This window comes from Bacillus sp. (in: firmicutes) (assembly GCA_017656295.1).
Classification (GTDB): domain Bacteria; phylum Bacillota; class Bacilli; order Bacillales; family JACDOC01; genus JACDOC01.
The window spans coordinates 1-20,012 of record JACDOC010000014.1 but is presented as its reverse complement, the minus strand read 5'-3'; the positions used below and the strand labels follow the sequence as shown (position 1 = coordinate 20,012).

21 protein-coding genes are annotated in these 20,012 nt (G+C 38.3%); 5 read left to right on the top strand and 16 right to left on the bottom strand.

The features are described from left to right. Positions 1-31: 31 nt before the first annotated feature. The 3 genes from H0Z31_11265 to H0Z31_11255 all read right to left on the bottom strand — a co-directional run bounded on the left by H0Z31_11265 (position 32) and on the right by H0Z31_11255 (position 2,657). On the bottom strand, positions 32-901 hold the full coding sequence (locus H0Z31_11265) for an HAD family phosphatase (GenBank protein ID MBO8178020.1): 870 nt from the start codon (positions 899-901) through the stop codon (positions 32-34). 143 nt (positions 902-1,044) lie between these two features. Then, entirely contained in the window at positions 1,045-1,398 is a 354-nt protein-coding gene (locus H0Z31_11260) for a YlbF family regulator (protein ID MBO8178019.1), read from the bottom strand. Positions 1,399-1,520: 122 nt separating this feature from the next. After that, positions 1,521-2,657 (bottom strand): DUF445 family protein, encoded by a 1,137-nt coding sequence (locus H0Z31_11255; protein ID MBO8178018.1) that lies wholly within the window; start codon positions 2,655-2,657, stop codon positions 1,521-1,523. 152 nt (positions 2,658-2,809) lie between these two features. Between H0Z31_11255 and H0Z31_11250 the strand changes: the two genes are divergently transcribed. Both H0Z31_11250 and H0Z31_11245 read left to right on the top strand, forming a co-directional pair. Then, positions 2,810-3,016, top strand: coding sequence for a DUF5342 family protein (locus tag H0Z31_11250; protein MBO8178017.1), 207 nt, complete (start codon positions 2,810-2,812; stop codon positions 3,014-3,016). Between the two features lie 67 nt (positions 3,017-3,083). Then, on the top strand, positions 3,084-3,275 hold the full coding sequence (locus tag H0Z31_11245; protein MBO8178016.1) for a hypothetical protein: 192 nt from the start codon (positions 3,084-3,086) through the stop codon (positions 3,273-3,275). 47 nt (positions 3,276-3,322) lie between these two features. Here the strand turns inward: H0Z31_11245 and H0Z31_11240 are convergent, their stop codons facing one another. Next, positions 3,323-3,583 (bottom strand): metal-sensitive transcriptional regulator, encoded by a 261-nt coding sequence (locus H0Z31_11240; protein ID MBO8178015.1) that lies wholly within the window; start codon positions 3,581-3,583, stop codon positions 3,323-3,325. Between the two features lie 153 nt (positions 3,584-3,736). Here H0Z31_11240 and H0Z31_11235 point away from each other — a divergent pair, with 153 nt between their 5' ends. Both H0Z31_11235 and ugpC read left to right on the top strand, forming a co-directional pair. Beyond that, positions 3,737-4,651 carry a helix-turn-helix domain-containing protein gene (locus tag H0Z31_11235; protein MBO8178014.1) on the top strand — a complete coding sequence of 305 codons (915 nt, stop codon included), beginning with the start codon at positions 3,737-3,739 and terminating at the stop codon, positions 4,649-4,651. An 82-nt stretch (positions 4,652-4,733) separates the two neighbouring features. Next, positions 4,734-5,840: a sn-glycerol-3-phosphate ABC transporter ATP-binding protein UgpC gene (ugpC, locus tag H0Z31_11230; protein ID MBO8178013.1), complete on the top strand. Its 1,107-nt coding sequence runs from the start codon at positions 4,734-4,736 to the stop codon at positions 5,838-5,840. A 45-nt stretch (positions 5,841-5,885) separates the two neighbouring features. Here ugpC and H0Z31_11225 read toward each other — a convergent pair whose 3' ends face one another. Further along, positions 5,886-6,128 carry a hypothetical protein gene (locus H0Z31_11225; protein ID MBO8178012.1) on the bottom strand — a complete coding sequence of 81 codons (243 nt, stop codon included), beginning with the start codon at positions 6,126-6,128 and terminating at the stop codon, positions 5,886-5,888. A gap of 257 nt (positions 6,129-6,385) precedes the next feature. Between H0Z31_11225 and H0Z31_11220 the strand changes: the two genes are divergently transcribed. After that, positions 6,386-6,607 carry an alpha/beta-type small acid-soluble spore protein gene (locus tag H0Z31_11220; GenBank protein MBO8178011.1) on the top strand — a complete coding sequence of 74 codons (222 nt, stop codon included), beginning with the start codon at positions 6,386-6,388 and terminating at the stop codon, positions 6,605-6,607. Positions 6,608-6,670: 63 nt separating this feature from the next. Here H0Z31_11220 and fumC read toward each other — a convergent pair whose 3' ends face one another. The 11 genes from fumC to H0Z31_11165 all read right to left on the bottom strand — a co-directional run bounded on the left by fumC (position 6,671) and on the right by H0Z31_11165 (position 19,858). Continuing rightward, positions 6,671-8,065 carry a class II fumarate hydratase gene (gene fumC, locus H0Z31_11215; protein MBO8178010.1) on the bottom strand — a complete coding sequence of 465 codons (1,395 nt, stop codon included), beginning with the start codon at positions 8,063-8,065 and terminating at the stop codon, positions 6,671-6,673. 385 nt (positions 8,066-8,450) lie between these two features. After that, positions 8,451-8,912 (bottom strand): GyrI-like domain-containing protein, encoded by a 462-nt coding sequence (locus H0Z31_11210; GenBank protein ID MBO8178009.1) that lies wholly within the window; start codon positions 8,910-8,912, stop codon positions 8,451-8,453. A 103-nt stretch (positions 8,913-9,015) separates the two neighbouring features. After that, positions 9,016-9,801 (bottom strand): SDR family oxidoreductase, encoded by a 786-nt coding sequence (locus tag H0Z31_11205; protein ID MBO8178008.1) that lies wholly within the window; start codon positions 9,799-9,801, stop codon positions 9,016-9,018. Between the two features lie 83 nt (positions 9,802-9,884). Then, a complete protein-coding gene (locus tag H0Z31_11200) occupies positions 9,885-10,184 on the bottom strand; it encodes a winged helix-turn-helix transcriptional regulator (protein MBO8178007.1) in 300 nt (99 codons plus the stop codon). Between the two features lie 222 nt (positions 10,185-10,406). Next, entirely contained in the window at positions 10,407-11,141 is a 735-nt protein-coding gene (locus H0Z31_11195; GenBank protein ID MBO8178006.1) for an amino acid ABC transporter ATP-binding protein, read from the bottom strand. A 21-nt stretch (positions 11,142-11,162) separates the two neighbouring features. Then, on the bottom strand, positions 11,163-11,855 hold the full coding sequence (locus tag H0Z31_11190) for an amino acid ABC transporter permease (GenBank protein ID MBO8178005.1): 693 nt from the start codon (positions 11,853-11,855) through the stop codon (positions 11,163-11,165). Beyond that, the gene (locus H0Z31_11185) at positions 11,842-12,654 is read right to left on the bottom strand and encodes an amino acid ABC transporter substrate-binding protein (protein MBO8178004.1); all 813 of its coding nucleotides are present in this window, start codon (positions 12,652-12,654) and stop codon (positions 11,842-11,844) included. Before H0Z31_11185 ends, H0Z31_11190 begins: the two co-directional genes overlap by 14 nt. 377 nt (positions 12,655-13,031) lie before the next feature. Then, entirely contained in the window at positions 13,032-13,394 is a 363-nt protein-coding gene (locus H0Z31_11180; protein MBO8178003.1) for a VOC family protein, read from the bottom strand. A gap of 91 nt (positions 13,395-13,485) precedes the next feature. Next, positions 13,486-15,486 carry an ABC transporter ATP-binding protein gene (locus H0Z31_11175; protein ID MBO8178002.1) on the bottom strand — a complete coding sequence of 667 codons (2,001 nt, stop codon included), beginning with the start codon at positions 15,484-15,486 and terminating at the stop codon, positions 13,486-13,488. After that, positions 15,483-17,234 carry an ATP-binding cassette domain-containing protein gene (locus tag H0Z31_11170; GenBank protein MBO8178001.1) on the bottom strand — a complete coding sequence of 584 codons (1,752 nt, stop codon included), beginning with the start codon at positions 17,232-17,234 and terminating at the stop codon, positions 15,483-15,485. The genes H0Z31_11175 and H0Z31_11170 overlap by 4 nt, the downstream gene beginning before the upstream one ends. Positions 17,235-17,830: 596 nt before the next feature. Beyond that, a complete protein-coding gene (locus H0Z31_11165) occupies positions 17,831-19,858 on the bottom strand; it encodes a penicillin-binding protein 1A (protein ID MBO8178000.1) in 2,028 nt (675 codons plus the stop codon). Positions 19,859-20,012 lie beyond the last annotated feature (154 nt).

The window sequence follows — 20,012 nt, the reverse complement described above, 5'->3', positions numbered from 1 at the left end:
GGGGAAACATAGCTTTTTATCTCATGTATGTTTACTTTTTTATCACGTTCAACTTCTTCAAAAATTCAATCGGTTGTTGCTTACGAAACAGTTCTTTTACCACATACGCGACTCCATTTTCATCTGCTGAGCGCGTAATCCAATCGGCTGAACGCTTCACTTCCTGCGGTGCATCCCCCATAGCGACTCCTAAACCGCTGCATTCGATGCATGGTTGATCATCTAATCCTGAACCAATCATCACTACTTCCGACATGGTCATGCCTAATCGGTCGCATAAATACATTAATCCACGCAGCTTACTGATTCCTTTTGGCACGATGTGTAACTGATGGTCATTGGAAAGAACGCAATCCACTTCATGAAACGAGTTCTCTACCATTCGTCGACATTCGTGTAAATCTTTTTTGGAATGGAACGCAATTTCAAGTTGGCAAGCGTCCATCGGTTGGGTCTCTAAATCCTCTAGTATTGTATCAGTGTACTTAATCGAATAGAAAAAGGAAATGGCTGGGGTGAAAATGGATTTTGCTAGGAGAGGCTTTGATTTTTCAGGATTCGTTGCTAGAGCGTGTTTTTCATGAATGAGGCGAATTTGGCACGGATAGGAATCGATTAGTTGGACAAGGTCTCTTACCGTTTGATCACTTAACCGACGGACAAAAATAGGTTTTTCAAGTTCAGATGCAATGTAAGCCCCTTGATGGGTAACTAAATGGTTATCAATTTTCAATGACTTGGCAATTCGTTTGACGGCAAGAAAATGCTTGGAAGAAACGATCGTTACATAAATGCCTTTACTTTGGGCGTATTGAATCGCTTCTTTTGTAGATTTATTTAAACGACCGTTCGTCTGTAGTAACGTTCCATCCACATTCAACGCTAACATCCTGTAGATCATGGTTGTTCCTCCTCATAAAGATGAAATTCTTTTCTTTTAATACGTTTATGTATTGAAAGCCATTCATAGAACTGATTGACCATATTCGAAAAAAAGAAAATCTCTCTCACCATTTTACAGGTAAGAGAGATATGAAACATTTTTTAGTATTGAATATTTCCATACAATTCATCTAACGGCTTCATAATGATTTTATTTAAATCATCAATAATGAAGCTCATCCGTTGTTCAGTTTCAATTAATTTAGCAATTTTTTCGTTTTGTTGGGCAAGTGCAGCTGCTTTTTGTGCCTGTTGAACTTCATCAGATGTAATTTCTTGACCGGTCATTTGCTTTTGCTGAAGCTTTAATTGAATATCACGGAAATTTGTAAATAACGCATTAGCGTTTTGATCGGCCAGTACTTGATTGTACATTTCTTTTAATTTTAAAAAGTCTTCGTTTTGACGTAGCGCACGTTCTAATCCATACGCTATGTCATACAAATGATTGGACATTCTTTTTCCTCCTTACATACGTTCTCCCCTAGACAAGAAGAGAACTTTTCAAAAAAAGCAGTTTTTTTAAACTCCATACCACTATAACAAACTATGCGAAAAAGTTCGAGCATATGCGACCATTATGTGAGGAAAAAGACAATAAGGCCTTGTATCAAACCGATAATTCCACCAAGTAATGCCCCTAAATACGTAATCATTTTAAATTCTTTTTTCGAAATCGATAACACCATTTCTTCTAAACGCTCAACAGAGAAGGATTCAACTTGTTCTTTTACAATTTCTTGCAATCTTAATGTTTGAATAATATTTTCAATTTTCGCTGTGAGCCAGCTAGTCCCTTGAGTCACAACCGATGGAACGGTTACATCAAGAATCGTTTTTTCGTATGGAGCCAATACAGAATACACAGGTTTGTCCAACATCCAATCGATTTGAACCGTTGAAGATACGATTTCTTTCACCGAAGAATATATTTTCTGATGATCAAAGGAAGCAAGCCATTCATTTATAGACTTATCTTTCATTCGATTCCATTCGGATTCAATAAGTTCCGAAATTAAATGCTTCGTTCCATCATTTTGGAAAAATTTAGTTATTTCCGGTTGGATTTTATCTACTAATGACATATTGCCTAAAAACATTTGCAGCATGTTTCCTAACATGCCTCGCTCTTTTAAAAAGTCATCAACCATTTGTTGAATCTTTTCTTTTCCTTTATCGCTTTCAAAAAAAGCAGTAAGCTTTTGTATAATAAACGGGGTAAAAGACTGTACTTTCTGATCAAGAACAGCCACCCACTCTTTTGGGAGCACCTCCTTAATTGCACGGTCTCCATTCGTTTCTATAAAGTGAATAATTTTTTGATCTGTCCAGCGTTCGAGCCATAAATGCAATTTTCTTTTAGAATCGGTAAAGCCAAAACGAGTGAACACATCTTCAATCGGTTTCTCCGATTGAATCCACTGCTCGGCCACACTCGCTAACCATCGTTGAATTTCTTTTTGAAACGCTTTGTCGGTTAATTTTTTCTTTAGACTATCTGGTGTAAGTAAATGGTCGACTACCATTCGACCTAATTGTTCCGCTAATTCTCCTCTTCTCTTCGGAATTAGTCCAGGAGTAAAAGGAACACGCCATTTCCCTATGTAATACGTCCGATACGGGCGAAATAGCATTTTAATCGCTAATGAGTTTGTCAATCCCCCAATCATCGCCCCAATCACCATCATGAACAATATCATCAACACGACTTCCATCGTATCAACAACCTTCCTTATAACCTAAATACATACAACCAACTTTTAATTATACGGTTAGATTATTCTTTAACGCAAATGAGATGGTTATACGGGCAAAAAAGTTGTTCGACTTTTCCGAAAAGTTTACAATAATCGTGAGGTGAATATAGATGATTTTGCATTTTCAATACCAATCACTGTACAATCAAAAATTACCTGGATGGCATATTTCGTTTTATTATCGTGGAAAAAAATACGAAGCGATTTATCATCAAAATGGGCAAATTGAGTGGGAAACAGCTGTTCCAGAAAAAGAAGAAGAGATCAAAAAGCATATTCACGAATTAATGCTTTTTCATGTATATGACGGTTCATAATAGATAATTTTTTCATTGCATGAATAGTAAGAATTCCAAAGAAACTAACGTGTAGGGGGGATATCATTTGAAGGATAATCAAAATCGTTATGAATTTTTAGATGACACCAAATATGAAGGGCGAGATAAGGCCTATTTCGATATTGATCGTATGGTCAATGAAGGAATGTGCGGAGGATCCGTTCATCGCTTAGATACGGCCGCTAATATCGAAGAAGCCGTTCATATTACCGCTGAAGAACCACCGAGACAAGCTTAAGATGGGATGCTCACAATTTGTGTGAGCATCCTATTTTTTGATTTGGTTTAACGACTTTTTACGAGCATTTGCACCGCTTCTTGAATCGCCTCTTCTGCATTCGTCCCTTTTTTATTCGCTTCACGAATACACGCTTCTAAGTTTTTGGCGACAATTAGGCCAATGGAGCGGTCAACAGCTGAACGGATAGCAGAAAGTTGAGTCACCACATCTTTACAATGTTTTTCTTCCTCCATCATACGTAATACCCCTCGGACTTGACCTTCTAACCGGCGCAAGCGATTTTTTATATCTTGTGAATATTCCATTCATCATCCCTCACTCTTTATCATTCCTTACCCCCAAGTGTATACTATTGTGTCCTCTTTTTTCAAATCATATGGTGTCTACGAGTTGAGTGAATTCCTCATTTTTCTTTCAATTGCTATAATAGGAATAGAACAAAGTAAGGAGAAATGACAATGATTCACCGATTGAAACAACGGTTTCCAAATATACTTATTCAAACGAATTCACCTTCTTTTGCCAATGATTACGAATGGTATTTCTCATCAGAAGAAAACGTTTATTTTGGAATTCCGAAAAAAGATTTGTCTCAAGATGAACGCGAACTACTTCAATTGCTATTTAATCGATATACCTTTCCTATGTCCCTAGTCGGAACAGCAAACGCCGACCTATGGTATCAACTACTATTCCAAGGATCTGACTTTCAAAAGCCGATGGACATGGAAGCTGTTCGTTTTGTTCAATTTTACATTTCTTCGCACGATTACGAATTACACGACATCATAGATGCGATACGAAATGCGGTGACCCCAAACGTAGAACTATTATTTATCTCTCCAAATGAAGGAATTATTGTCGAGCCGCTGTCACCTCTCGCTATGTCGAAACAGGATCTATCATCATTACAGTCCATTTTAGAAACGGATTTTTTCTTTAATGTTCGGTTTTATTTTGGCCGTTTTTTTCAGTTAAATAAGTATATACATCAAAACTTTCAAGCCGAACGACAACTATTTCAGTGGGCAAAAGAACATGTAGATCATAAACTTCTCACATTTGAATCAATTGTCCCCATGTTTCTCATGGACCACATTCCTCCATCCATTCGGGCAACCATTTTTTCATCGGTCATGTCCATTTTAAAAGAAGATGAAACTTTGCATAAAACTGTAAAAACGTATATTGAAAATCAATCGAATGCCAGTTTAACGGCAAAAGAATTATATATCCACCGGAACAGCTTACAATATCGCATCGATAAGTTTATTGAGAAATCCGGTATTGATATTAAAACGTTTACAGGAGCATTCACCGTTTATTTTGCTATTCTTCATGATGAACTGAGCAAACTGCCAGAAACAGAATAGCTTTTTTTGTGCACCTTGTCCATATGCAAACGCTTTCGTCTTCTTTACAATAATTGTAACAAAAGGTTGGAGGGATAAAAGCATGGCTGAATTGAGACTTGAGCATGTGTACAAAATTTACGATAAAAATGTTACTGCTGTAAAAGACTTCAACTTACATATTAAAGATAAAGAATTCATCGTTTTCGTTGGCCCTTCTGGATGCGGAAAATCAACAACATTACGTATGATCGCAGGACTTGAAGAAATTTCAAAAGGAGATTTTTATATCGATGGAAAGCGCGTAAACGATGTCCCGCCAAAAGATCGTGATATTGCAATGGTATTCCAAAACTATGCACTTTATCCACATATGACGGTATATGATAACATGGCATTCGGATTAAAGTTAAGAAAGTTCCCGAAGGATGAAATTGATCGTCGTGTTCGGGAAGCGGCGAAAATTTTAGGACTCGAGCCGTATTTAGATCGAAAACCAAAGGCGTTATCTGGTGGTCAACGTCAGCGGGTGGCCCTTGGTCGTGCGATTGTTCGTGATGCCAAAGTATTCTTAATGGACGAGCCGCTCTCCAACTTAGATGCAAAGCTTCGTGTTCAAATGCGTGCTGAAATCATAAAATTACATCAGCGTTTACAAACGACTACGATTTATGTAACCCATGACCAAACAGAAGCAATGACGATGGCTACGCGGATCGTCGTGATGAAAGACGGTGTGATTCAACAAGTCGGAACTCCTAAAGAAGTGTATGAAAATCCAGAAAACGTATTTGTTGGAGGCTTCATCGGCTCACCTGCGATGAACTTCTTTAATGGAACATTACAAGACGGTCAATTTGTTATGGGAGATACAGTAATAGCCGTCCCAGAAGGTAAAATGAAAGTGCTTCGTGGGGAAAATTATGTCGGTAAAGAAGTCATTTTAGGTATTCGCCCTGAAGACATCCATGACGAGCCAGTCTTTATTGAGTCTTCTCAAAACACAGCGGTTAACATTCATGTGGATGTTGCAGAATTAACTGGAGCGGAATTAACGATTTACGGTCAAGTGAGCGGCCAAGATCTTGTTGCTCGTATCGATTCTCGTAGCAATATTAAAGCAGGACAAAAACTTCAGCTAGCGTTTGATATGAATAAAGCACATTTCTTTGATGTAGAAACGGAACAACGTATTCGTGCGAAAAACTAATCAATACACCAAAAGCTGCCTTGTAATTAAGGCAGCTTTCTTCTTTTATTCACTAAAATGTGATTGATTCACCTCTTGTAGAGGAATCATATGAATGGTATCTTCACGGCAAACTTGACATTGAAAAAGATGCGTACAATGGTTGAAACTCGTATGGTGTTGTTCCATATACGGACTGTAGTCGTCTAAATAATCCTCTATTCTCCCTACATCGTCCATTCGTCCGCCACATTCTTGACAATGTGGAGTAAAGTGAAACAAGCCATTACATAATGGACATTGCAACACGCTCGTCACCACTTTCTTTTTTTCTATTTTACAAAACGAATGAACGATTTATACAACGTTAAAAAACCCACAATTTACCGTTATTTAAAAGCGCATACTTTTTATGAATGCATCCAAACTATTGATTAAACAAAGCAAAAATAATTTCATCGCTGGGCTAAGCCAAGTCTAGGCTGCAAGTCACTTGATTTGCAAGCTGGTGCAATTCCAGCAACAGCCCAACCATTTATAATTTTACAACGAGGAGATGACAACCTATGCCATTACAAAACCAAAATCAAAACCGTAGTTCTAACCAATTAGTAGCTCCAGGTGCTCAAGCTGCAATTGACCAAATGAAGTATGAAATTGCACAAGAGTTTGGTGTACAATTAGGACCAGATGCTACATCTCGTGCTAACGGTTCAGTTGGTGGCGAAATTACTAAACGTCTCGTTCAAATGGCTGAACAACAATTAGGCGGATTTCAACAACAATAACGAATAGACAATTGCATATGAAATGGCTATACCCCTGATGATTCATCAGGGGTTTTTATTAGATTACTCATTTTTATTGTTACCGATCATAGTAGCAGGATTCACCCACTGGTCAAATTGCTCTTCGGTAACGAGTCCTAGTTGTAGTGCCGCTTCTTTTAACGTAATTCCATTTTCATACGCAAACTTCGCGATTTTCGCCGCATTTTCATAGCCGATATAAGGATTTAACGCCGTAACTAACATAAGTGAACGATTCACATTTTTTTGAATCACTTCTTCGTTTGCTTCAAGACCTTTCAGGCACTTTTCATGAAACGAGCGGATGCCATCAGCTAATAAACGGATAGATTGAAGAGCATTATAGACAATGACCGGTTTAAAAACATTTAACTCGAAATTTCCTTGACTTGCTGCAAATCCAATGGTGGCATCATTTCCGAAAACTTGTACTGCCACCATTGTGATCGCTTCACTTTGCGTTGGATTGACCTTCCCTGGCATAATGGAACTTCCAGGTTCGTTTGAAGGGATTTGGAGTTCTCCGATTCCACATCTCGGTCCGCTTGCTAACCAACGGATATCATTCGCAATTTTCATCATATCTGCTGCGAGCGCTTTTAATGCCCCATGAACATAAACAATTTCATCATGACTTGTTAAAGAGTGAAATTTATTCGGAGACGAATAAAACGAATAACCCGTGTATTCCGCCAGTTTTTCGGCTACTTTTTGACCGAATTGAGGTGGAGTATTGAGCCCTGTTCCAACAGCTGTACCGCCAATTGCCAAACTTAACAGCTGCTCGGCTGCCTGTTCCACCATTTCTTTGCTTTTTTCTATCATATAGCGCCAACCGCTAATTTCTTGACCAAGAGTGAGCGGTGTCGCATCTTGTAAATGGGTTCGTCCAATTTTTACAAGATGGGCAAATTGTTGTTCTTTGTTCTTTAACGTCTCTATTAAAGAATTGGCTACCGGAATAAATTGTTCATGAAGTTGTCGAAAAATCGCAATATGCATCGCGGTTGGAAACGTGTCGTTAGAACTTTGCGATTTATTCACATCATCGTTCGGATGCACAACTTCCGAGTGACCTTCTGCACGTAATTTTTCATTCGCTAAATACGCGATCACTTCATTAACGTTCATGTTTGTTTGCGTACCGCTTCCCGTTTGCCAAACACGTAACGGAAAATGTGCGTCTAATTGACCACTGTTAATTTGGTCACAAACGGCCACAATGGCGTTTTTCTTTTTTTCCGAAAGCAGTCCGGAGGCAAAGTTCACTTCTGCCGCGGCTTTTTTTATTAATGCGTACGCATATACCACTTCAAGCGGCATCACTTCAGTTCCAATTCGAAAGTTTTCTAAACTTCGCTGGGTTTGCGCTCCCCAATACTTATTTGCAGGAACCCGCACTTCCCCTAATGTGTCTCGTTCAATCCGTTCATTCAACTGCCATCCCTCCTAAAAATCCATCTTTTTATTGTATTTCCGTGAATGATTTTTTATAAACACTTTCAGGTTGGAGTGCTAAGGTGAAGGAAGGTGGGGAACTTTACTTGCTGTAGGGAAATGCGAAACAATGCACATAGTGGTACATAACAGTGGTGTATAAATGGATATTGAAATGCAAATTAACAGTTTTAGGTGCAAGTTTGAAATCGGTTCATAAAAAACCCAGTTGGGTGCAAATAAAGGCCATACTGGTGCAAATAACTCGAAATTGGTTCAAATAGTCAAATAAACAGGTACTCATTGAACAAAAATTGGGTTGATACCTTATTTTTTCGTAGCGAAAACATAAAGAAAAAATGACCTTTTTTTCAAGGGGTCAACTTCACTTTATTAACGGCACATACAAATCAAATTTTCGTTCATCCTCTGACCTATTAATGTCCTCATCTTCTTCATGGTAAATTTCTAAACTGAGTGCATGATAATCTTTCTTGTACCCTTGCTCTTCCATCCAGCGAAAGACAGTAACATATGCTTCTTGAACATCTTTGGCGTGTCCATGAAACGTTGTTGAAGCATACGTTTGAGCTGGTAGGTCGAGCGCTACCATTCCCTCTGGTACACGGTCAAAAGCTTCTACTTCTACCGTTACATAATAGGTGAAATCTGTTTTCCGGTCATGAAACGGACAAATATAGGACGTCCCTTTTCTTTTTTGTATGTCTTGTTCGCGCCCTGCCAACTCATCAAATAGCTTAGGAATATGATGCAATTCTGAATAAGGTCCTGTCCATCCGATTCCAACCACTTTTTTTGGTTGCAAGGTGACAACTTGAATTTCCATTTTTTCTCCTCCTTGTATTTTTTTATCTACTAATATTTTGACAGAAAATAAGAAAAACCCTTCTCTATGAGGAAAATAAATAGAGAAGGGTTTATTCTTTGTTTTACTGTACACGACGATCCTGCATGCTTCGAACGACCGAAGTAACAACTTTTCGTGGTAAAAAGCGAACACTATTCGCAAGAAAACGATTTTTAAATCCAGGAATAATGAGGGTTTTTCCTTTCATGAATTCATCGTACCCAATCCTGACGACATCATCAACGTTCATGACACCTCGGTTAAACAGCTTGGATTCACCTAGTTTCGCCCGGCTAGTAAAATTGGTTGCCGTTGGTCCAGGACATAAAACAGACACTGTTACATTGGTGCCTTTTAATTCATTTTCCAAAGCTTCGGTGAACGAAAGGACATACGCTTTCGTCGCATAATATACCGCCATTAACGGACCTGGTTGAAAGGCAGCTGTGGATGACACGTTTAAAATTTTTCCTTTGTTTCGTTTGACCATATCTTTCACAATCAGTTTAGTTAATTGGGTAAGGGTTTTAATATTTAAATCAATCATATTCAACTCTTCGTCTAAATCGGTTTGAACAAATTCTCCGTACAAACCAAAACCAGCGTTATTAATTAAAATATCCACCTCTATGTTTTCGTTTTGAAGTTGTTGGTATAAATCATTCACTTCCTCTTGAAGGGATAAGTCTTTTGTATACGAATAGACTGTAATTCCATAAAGCGACTCAAGCTTCTCTTTTAGTGATTTTAACTTATCTTCACTTCGGGCAATAACAACAATATTATACTGGTCTTTAGCAAAACGCTCCGCAAATTTATAACCTATTCCACTGGAAGCTCCTGTAATAAGAACCGTTCCTTTACTCATAGTTTAGGCCTCCTTTATTCTACCTAAATTTTTATGTGTTTAAAAAATTGAACATATATGGTAAAAAAATATTGTTCGTGTACTCAGTCACAATTTTCTACTGCTTGAATAAACGCCTTCAATAATTGCAGAGCTCTATCAATGGTTAAAGAGTAATAGCGCTGTGTTCCTTTTCGGTTAACAGCCACTAGTCCAGCATCACGCAGTACTTTTAAATGATGAGAAATCGCCGGCCGCGACAAATGTGAATGCTTAGTAATTTCATTTACTGTCTGCTTGTCATGTTCGGTAAGCAGTAAAATAATTTGCTGCCGATGAATATCACTCAAAGCCTCGAATAATGGAATACACGCACGATGAATACGAATAGATGAATCTTCCAAGCGCCTCCCTCTTTTGTTCTTATGTTTAAAAGTTTAAACATTTAATACACTTTAATCATATCTTAACTAGATTTTACTTGTCAATTATTTTTATTTAGGTTATTATCTTTTATCTTAATACAGACTGTAGAATTAGTGTTTAAGACCAAAAATTTGATTCGTTATTTGTTAAACTCGATAAAAATAAAAACGGCGTCCGGTCGGAAGCCGTTTTTTCTATCGTTATTGGAGTTTTTGTAAAAATTGCTTTGTCCGTTCTTCTTGCGGGTGATTAAAAATTTGCTCTGGTTTCCCGCGTTCGACAATATATCCGCCATCCATAAACAATACTTCGTCCGCCACTTCTTTCGCAAAGCGCATTTCGTGTGTAACAACAACCATGGTCATTCCTTCATTAGCTAAGTCTTTCATAACTTTTAACACTTCACCAACGAGCTCAGGGTCCAAGGCAGACGTTGGTTCATCAAATAACATCACTTTCGGCTCCATTGCTAGAGCTCTGGCAATGCCCACACGTTGTTGTTGGCCACCGGAAAGCTGGTATGGATAATAATCGATCTTGTCCCCTAAACCGACTTTAGTAAGCAACTGAATCGCTTTTTCACGAACTTCTTCTTTGTTCTTTTTTTGAACCGTAACCGGTCCTTCCATTACATTTTCGAGTGCGGTCATGTGCGGGAACAAGTTGTATTGCTGAAACACCATACCGGTTTGACGCCGGAACTGTAACAATTGCTGTTTGGAAATTTTCTGTTCGAAATTCATATGAACATGATCGATGGTAATTTCCCCTGCATCCGGCGTTTCCAAGGCGTTTAAGCAGCGCAAAAACGTAGTTTTCCCTGAACCAGACGGTCCGATGACAACTACGACTTTTCCTTTTGGGATGTCTAAATCAATGCCTTTTAGCACTTCTAATGAATAAAAACGTTTTTTTAATCCTCGAATGGTAATCATGGTCAAACTCCTTTTACAGGATTATTTCGCCACATAGCGATCTAATCTTGCTTCCATGCGATCTTGGATGATCGTTAAAATGAAGCAAATGACCCAATATAGCAAGGCAGCTTCAGAATATAAAAGTAAAAATTCATAGTTCATAGCCGCAATTTCTTGTGCTCTTCGGAACATCTCGGTCACTAAAATTAATGATGCTAATGACGTATCTTTTACTAAACTAATAAACGTATTTGACAACGGAGGGATGGATACCCGTGCTGCTTGTGGTAAAATAATACGCTTTAACGTTTGCGAATGAGACATCCCTATGGAATATCCTGCTTCCCATTGTCCTTTTGGAATCGATAATATCGATGCCCGAACGATTTCCGATGCATACGCACCAACGTTTAATGAAAAACCGATAATGGCCGCTGGAAATGGTGTCATATCAATATTTAACGTAGGAAGTCCGTAAAAAATAATGAATAATTGCACTAACAGCGGGGTCCCACGAATCGCAGATACGTAGACTCTAGCGATCCCACGCAAGACTTTAATGTTCGATAAGCGTGCGAGTGCTGTTAGGATTGCGAGAATCATTCCAAAGAAAAACGATAAGATGGTTAGAGGTATCGTATAATACAAAGCTCCCTCTATCATCGGAGCAAGGGAGCTTGTAAAAATGTCCAACATCCGGTCAGGATTTTGGAAAATGTTATTTAGATACATCTTCACCAAACCATTTTTCAGAGATTTTTGCTAATGTGCCGTCATCAATCATTTCTTGTAATACACGATTAACCTCTTCTACCAACTTATCGCTTCCTTTACGGAACATAAAAGCACTTTCGGCAGCATCTTCTGCCGTTGCTGCGATTTTAATATTCGCATCTGGCTTCTTATTTAAATAGTCTAAAATCGATAATTTGTCGTTAATGGTTACATCCACACGACCTGTTTCAAGCAAGTTAACTGCTTGGCTTAATCCTTCAACTCCAACGATTTCTGCACCATAGCTTTCCGCAATGTCACGGTAATTACTTGTTAAAGATTGGGCCGCTTTTAATCCTTTAATTTCTTCAAATGAAGAAATGTTGCTATCTTTATTTGTTACAAGAACAGCTGATGAAACCGTGTACGGAATTGAGAAATCATATTTTTCTAAGCGATCTTCACGAATACCTACTTGGTTGGCAATCAAATCAAAACGCTTGGAATTTAATCCTTCGAACATCGCATCCCATTGTGTTTCTTTAAATACTGGTTCTACGCCAAGACGTTTCGCAACCTCACGCGCCACTTCTACGTCGTATCCAGTCAATTCACCAGACTCCTCGTGGAACGTAAATGGTGGGTATGTTCCTTCCGTACCGATGTATAATTTACCTTCTTCCATTACTTTATCGTACAAAGAAGCTTCTTCTGTTCCGTTGTCTACTTGAGCATTTTCTTCATTATTCGTAGCACATGCTGCAAGAGCCAACATGGAACCAAGAGCTAAAGCGAAAATCCATTTGAAACGTTTCATGCTCTAAACCCCCATTAAACTTATCGGAATTAATTATTTAGTAACGAAAGCAATCTTACTTTGTTTTAAATAAAATGTCAACTAAAAAGATTGCTTATCACTAGTCATATGTTTTACATAAACATCGGTCGTTACTCTTCTATTTTTCCATGGCCTATATACATTCTAATTGTGGAATGTGTATTTGAACATTACGGTACATGTTTCGGTTAGTGCTTACCTCCTACATAGAAAGAATTGCGTGGGTTCAGGTTCATTTTTTTAAATTGAGACACATTTATCGGATTTTAGGACATGTTAACTTCTTCGATTTCCAACAACAATCACCTTGTTCATAAAAAAACAGCAGGCTCATTGTCTTGAACCTGCTTCTTTTACTATTCTTTTAATAGAAATTCATTTCCGTCTTCATCTTTAAACTGGACAAACTTTCCCCATTGCATTTCTTTTGGTTCGCTTAAAAACTCAACACCATTTGCTTTTAATTTTTCATATGTCCCCATAATGTCCTCGCATTGAAATACGATCGATGCTTTTTTCGAATCTGCATCTTGCATCATTGCTTTCGGATAAAGAACTAAGCGAGTTTCCGCACCTCTAGGAGCCACTTCTAACCAAAAAGCGTTAGGACCCATTGGATGGTCATCAACGACTTCAAACCCTACTTTTTCCGTCCAAAACGTTTTCGCTTTTTGCTGGTCTTCCACATAAATAGCAACGGTAGCAATCTGTTTAATCATATAAAATAACTCCTTCATTTATGATGAATAAATTATAGCATAATTAAAAACGAGCCTACACATCAGGCTCGTTTTAAACTTCAATCATTGGTTAGGAAACCGACTCAAATGTTGCATGCTGCATTTGATACATTTGATAATATTTTCCTTTTAACTTCATTAATTCATCGTGCGTCCCTCGCTCGACAATTTGCCCTTTATCTAATACGAGAATTTGATCTGCCTTTTTAATAGTAGACAAACGGTGAGCAATGATGAATGTCGTGCGTCCTTTTTTTAATACATCCATCGCTTGTTGTATGATTGCTTCCGTTTCTGTATCAATGTTCGATGTGGCTTCATCAAGAATAAGAATCGATGGATCAAACGCTAACGCCCGTGCAAACGAAATGAGCTGTCTTTGTCCAGCCGATAACGTGCTTCCCTTTTCATTGACGACGGTATCCCAACCGTTTTCTAAATGGGCAAGTATGGATTCTGCCCCGACATCCCGCAATGCTTGTTCCATTTTCTCTCTTGAGATGTTTGGATGATTCAACGTCACATTGGATGCAATCGTACCGGTGAAAAGAAACGGGTCTTGAAGAACAATTCCCATATGTTCGCGCAATGCTTGCACTGGAATTTCTTTAATATCCACACCATCAATGAAAATTCGTCCTTTTTGATAATCGTAAAAGCGGAAAAGCAGATTAATAATCGAACTTTTTCCTGAACCGGTATGGCCTACTAAGGCGACCGTTTCACCGTGTTTTACCTTAAATGAAATATCTTTTAACACCGTTTCTCCCTCTTTATAACCGAAATAGACATGTTCAAACGTAACGTTTCCTTTGTATCGAGGAATTCGTTTGTCTGAAACAGAGGTTCCTTTTTCTTCAAGCATGTCAAAAACACGTTCAGCTGATACAAATGCTTTTTCCATATTCGCAAACTGATTTACAATTCCAGTTAGCGGCTGGAACAATCGGTTAATGTAATCAACAAACGCATAGAGCACCCCTAATGTAACGATATGACCATCTATAACACCATGACCAAAATACCAAATGAACGCTACGAAGGTTACATTGCGAACAATGGTCATGAAGTTGTGGGACGCTAATGCATTTAAGTTTAATAGCTTGTTTTGATAACGAAAGTGCGTTTCATTTAATTTTTCAAATTCATGTTGAATCCAACGTTCTCTTCCGAACGCTTGAATGATTTTCATCCCTTGAATGGATTCATTAATTTTGGCATTAATTTCACTGTTTTTCGAGCGAATGACTTTGTTATAAGTTGATGCAAATTTACGATATACAATCATCCACACATACAAAACTGGAAGTAACAACAAACAAACAGCAGCTAACTTGGCATCGATCAAGAACATCGCCACATAAATCCCAGCAATGTAAATAAAACTCGTGACAAAGGTCGCTAAAACCGTCACAAATAATTCACGAATTGATTCCGTATCGTTCGTAATTCGAGCCACGATTTTTCCAGCCGGTGTCGTATCAAAATATCGAATCGGTAACGTTTGAATGTGTTGAAATACATCGTTTCGCATTTTCCGAATGATTTGATGAGCCGTTTTTTGTAATTGGTAGCGTTGCCCATAAACAAATGCCGCCGAAATCACCATCAAGACCAAATAGGTAAGTAAGTAAAACATAATGGATGGAACTTCAGGTTTATAAAATAAAATTAATTCATTTAGTGATAATGGTGAAGCTGGGTATTCGAACTTATTTTTTTCATTAATTACGACAAGCTCGCCATTATTATACGATCGTTTTCCCTCCCACACGATCGCTTGTGGAACAAAATAAAATTGATTGTTCACTTGAACGATACTAATTTCTTTGGAAGAGGGGGTGTTTATTTTTTTTGTATACCACGAACCGTCATAATATACCGCCTGTTCATCCGTTTCAGTTTCATACCATGGCCCTTCAACACCTATCACATGTTCATCAATCATCGTTTTAATAAGATAAGGACCGGTTAATTCCGCAATGGTTGATAAAACAATAAAAAAAATGCCGAGCGTTAATCCTTTTTTAAATTTCAATGCATAAGCAACGAGTTGTTTAACGGTTTTCACGCTCTCCCCTCCTCTAACCCTTTCACTTGTTGACGAATATATTGCTCCTTATACCAACCGTCCTGTTGAATAAGCTCATGATGGGTTCCTTCCTGGATAATTTTACTATCATCCAAGACGATAATCCGATCAGCGTGCTCAACTGCTGTTAAGCGGTGGGTAACAATCATGGTCGTTTTTCCTTTTCTGGCTTGGCGAATATATTGAATGATTTTCGCCTCCGTCTTTCCATCTACCGCTGATAATGCATCATCTAGCAGCAATAATTCAGGATCTTTAATTAAAGCTCGAGCAATGGAAAGCCGTTGTTTTTGTCCTCCGGATAAAGCGACTCCTTTTTCACCGACAAGCGTTTCCCAACCTTCAGGAAACATTTGTAAGTCTTGGTCAAATGCGGCTAAACGTATCGCTTCCATCACTTCCTCATCCGATGCTTCAGGTTTTCCGAAAAGAATGTTTTCTTTAATCGTTTTTGAAAAAAGCACATGGTTTTGCGGAACGTATCCGAGCAATTGCTTGAAAGAGGACCGGTCAATTTTCTCAATCGGAACCCCTGATACAAATAGTTGATTCAAAGGGACTGGATACTCTCGTAAAAGCTGTTTAAGAAGCGTCGATTTACCACTTCCCGTTTTTCCAACAATCCCCAACGTTTCCCCTTTCTTTAAAGAAAAAGAAATTTCTACTAATTGCGGGGTGGTCGCCGTTGGATATTGAAACGTAAATTGACGAAATTCAATCGATGTAATGGACGGAATAACGACAGGTTGGACAGGAGACTCTAAGACATCTTTTGTAGACAACGTCTCTTCTACCCGCTCTAAAGACGCGTGACCACGCTGCATCACGTTGATTAATTCCCCAATGGCATACATTGGCCAAATCAACATCCCTAAATATACTTGGAACGAAATGAGCGCTCCTAACGTCAATTCTTGACGAATCACTAAATACGTTCCATACCCTAAACCGATGAAATAACTTAACGCAATAACGACTTGAATCGTTGGCTCGATTAATGCATCCACTTTGGCGACGGACACGTTTTTGTTGTATACATCATTCGCCATTTCTTGAAAACGCTCTTCATCTTTTCGTTCTTGTACAAATGCACGAACCACCCGAACCCCTTCGATTGATTCCAGGACTCGGTCGTTCAATTGACCGAATGCATCTTGAGCTTTCGTAAAATACGAATGAATTTTTCCACCATACATTTTGAGAAGTACCGCCATGAGTGGCAGCGGAAGAAATGCCGCTACCGTCAACTTCCAACTAACAAAAATACACATCGATATAAGGATCGTTCCCATGTAAAAACTGGAATCAATTAACGTCAAAATCCCAAATCCAGCTGTCATGGAGATCGCTTGTAAATCATTCGTGGCTCTAGCCATTAAGTCTCCCGTTTTATTTTTTTCATAAAACGTAGGAGACATTTGTAAAAAGTGGCTCATTAACGAGGTACGTAATTTTCTTTGGAGCAAATGGGCACCACCAAACAATTGGTATATCCAAACGTAGTTGAGCCCATATGAGAGCAATACAACAAAAAGAAGATAAAATATATAAGATAATAGTTTCTCCACCGTTAACGTTTGCCCAAAGATCTCATCAATAGCCATCCCAACAATTTTCGGCGGGAACACCTCTAACACACTAGCACACATTAATAACCCAATGGCAATTGTATATCGTTTCCAATGTTCACGAAAAAACCAACGCAACTGGACTAACACTTGAAACATCCAATATTCCTCCAATCATCTCGATAACATTTTCTAGCCCGAATTAATCTCCCAAACGCTCATTGCTAAAAATGTGAATACAATCATGTTTCATGACCACCTTTCTTTTTGTTAAATCATTTTTCATCGGGAGGCTTCCTTTCGTTCATAAATGGAAGATTTACAAATACAAAAAGCATACCGCCCTTTTTTGCAGTATGCTTTCAAACACAATATGAACAAAAAAGGCACAGGCAAATAAACCTGTACCTATCTCCCTTAGAATTTTTCATTTTAATATTCAAAATACTTTCCAAGCAAAGGTACAGGTATTGTGATATTCAGTTGAAGCTGAGTAACGATTCGTCGCTTTTTCATCACAATTCCTCCTTTGCTGTTAAGATGCGTAAATTTTACCACAAGAATAAAATTTCTGTCAATTATTATTGTTTATTATTTTTCGTTCTCTACAAAAGATTTGCAGTGCCATCAGGGTGATGAACATGATGAACTTAATTATTATTCTTATGGTTTATCGAAATGAAATTCAGACGCGATTCTAAAAAGAACAAAAAAGGGGAAACTCGAATTCGAGTTCCCCATCGAATCGGCTTACTCTAATCATCATCGTCTCCAAAATACTTTTTCCACTTGTCCTTTCCTTTTTCGAATTTTTTCTTCCATTTCTTTTCTTGCTTTTCTATCCATTTCTCCCACTGATTTTTTTCTTTTTTCTCTTTTTGTAAATAAGTATTTACCGAGTGAACATCAAACGGATCATTCGGCGTATAGATGACCGTAGCTTCCATAATTTGATCAAATAATGGGACTACGGTTTCCGAACTTAATCCTTTTAGATAATGTTTTTCATCCGTTCGGTCGTAGCCTAACCAAACGGCCCCAACTAGATGAGGTGTATAGCCGACAAACCATTGGTCTTTCGTTCCATCTACCTCGGCAAATGGAACTTGAGTGGAACCAGACTTTCCAGAAATCGTATAACCATCCACATGAATCCCTTTACCTGTCCCAGTTTCTACAACATTTAAGAGCATTTTTGTCATTTCGTCAGCAATTTCTTTTTCTACGACTTGTGTGGCTTCTTCATTCCATTCTCCAACGATCGTACCATCTGGTGCAACAATTTTCGTAATGAAATGACTGTCATATCGTTTTCCACCATTCGCAAATACGGCATACGCTTCAGCTAAATCTTGCGGGGAAACCCCTCGATGTAATCCACCAAGCGCGATTCCTAAGTTTCGGTCTTCTTTGGAAATTTGAAAACCGAATGCTTCTGCATAGTCCAAACCTTGATCAATACCGATTTTATTTAATAACCAAACTGCTGGAATATTAATCGACTTTTCTACGGCAAGATACATGGGGACTTCCCCTTCGTATCTGCCATTGTAATTCGTAGGTGTATAGTCTCCAAAGGACATCGGTTCATCTTTTAACATACTCGTCACTTGATACCCTTCAACAAGTGCAGGCGTATAGACGACAATCGGCTTAAACGTGGAACCAGGCTGCGCTTTTAACTGTGTCGCTCGATGGTAGCCACGAAACACATGATCGCCCCGTCCTCCAACCGTCGCCAGTACGCCACCTGTATGCGGGTCTACTAAAATCGCTCCACTTTGGACGATTTGCTCATCCGTCCCCTGTGGGAAATTGGCATCATTTTCAAAGACGTTTTCTAACCCTTTTTGCATGTTTTGGTCCAGGGCCGTGTATATTTTATATCCTTTTGTTAATAACTCTTCTTGAGTTAAACCGTATTTATTAATCGCTTCATTAATGACTGCATCCACATAATATGGATAATTTCCTTTTAACGGGTCACCGCTGTTTTCTTTCAGAACAATTTCTTCACTAGTTGCTGTCTCATACTCTTCTTTTGTAATCATTTGGAGTTCATACATTGTTTTTAACACAACATTCCGGCGCTCGATGGCCTTTTCGAAATGTTTGAATGGGTTTAAAGCAGATGGCGCTTTAATGATTCCTGCTAACAACGCAGCTTCACTTAAAGTAATATCTTTCAAATCTTTACCGAAATAAATATACGCCGCATTTTGTATTCCCCAGGCTCCACTACCAAAATAGATGTGATTTAAGTACATTTCTAAAATTTCTTTTTTAGAGTAATGTTTTTCAATCTCACGGGCTAAAAACAATTCCTCTAGTTTTCTTTCAAATGTTTTTTCAGAGCTAAGGAACGCATTTTTCGTTAATTGTTGAGTGATCGTACTTCCACCTTGGACAATGTCCCTATGAACAATATTTGTCCAAAACGCTCGGACGATTCCTTTTATATCAATCCCATTATGTTCATAGAACCGTCGATCTTCAATTGCAATCACCGCATCTTGAACATAGGTTGGAATGTTCTCAATAGATACAGGTTCCACTTTATTTGCCGTAATTTTACTCGCCGGCTCTCCATTTCGGTCATAAATCACCGTAGCTTGGGCCAATCCTTTTTTCAAGGCATCCACATTCGCTGATTTCGCTTCTATATAAAAGAACAATAAAACGGACAAAATCGATGTTAATACAAGTAAAACAAAGATTTTATTTACGTAAGCATTCTTCCAAAATGTTCGTATATGCTGAATCCATTGTTTTACTAGCTTCATCGGATTCCCTTCCTTTTAGAAATATAAAATCAATTTTATAGTTAATAGACGAATGATACAAGATATTGTTTCATTTAGGATTGAGTCAAGTATTTGTGGGCAGTTTTTTTCTCCCTAACAATGAAAGCGGATTCACTATTTTAGGGTACTCTCT